Below are 704 nucleotides of genomic sequence, written 5' to 3' on the forward strand. Positions count from 1 at the left end.
TCCGAAACTGCCTTGATCCAGGTCATTCAAGAAGCCTATATCAATGGGGTTTCTACAAGGAAAATCAAGAAACTGGCAAAAAGTCTTGGCATAGAATCCATATCCAGAGGACAAGTTTCTCAGATTACCAGAGAACTGAACGAGCAAGTCGAGACGTTCAGGAATCGGTCGTTAGAAAAGACCTATCCTGTACTCTGGGTGGATGCGCTTTATGAAAAGATTCGCTATGATCACCGAGTCTTGAATATGGCCGTCCAAGTCGTGATTGGTATTGATGAGTCCGGCAAACGTGATATTTTAGCTATAGAACCGATGCAGGAAGAATCGGAAGCCACCTACAAGAGCTTGTTTGACAACCTGAAAGCAAGAGGACTTGAGGACGTTTGGCTTGTGATCTCTGATGCTCACCAAGGTTTATGTAAGGCCATTAAAGAGTCTTTTATTGGCTGCTCATGGCAACGATGTAAAGTCCATTTTATGCGTAATATACTCGCTCACATTCCTAGTAAAAATAAGGAAGCATTTGCGGCACGACTTAAACAGATTTGGTTGCAGCCAGACTATGCAACAGCCAAGTTTTATGCCGAATCCTTGATGGATGAATACGAAGATTCCTATCCAGAAGCCATTGGCACCCTTGAAGCAGGATTAGAAGATTCGTTACAGTTTTTCCACTTTGAACAGATGGATCACCGAAAGATTTC

Annotated in this window: 1 protein-coding gene; it reads left to right on the forward strand. The window is 42.9% G+C overall.

The genetic code is table 11. The annotated features are described in order from the left end of the window. Positions 1 to 704 (forward strand): IS256 family transposase (locus tag IEW82_RS19900; RefSeq protein ID WP_188699126.1); only part of this gene is annotated, 704 nt, incomplete at both ends.

The organism is Pullulanibacillus camelliae, from assembly GCF_014642655.1.
Classification (GTDB): Bacteria; Bacillota; Bacilli; order Bacillales; family Sporolactobacillaceae; genus Pullulanibacillus; species Pullulanibacillus camelliae.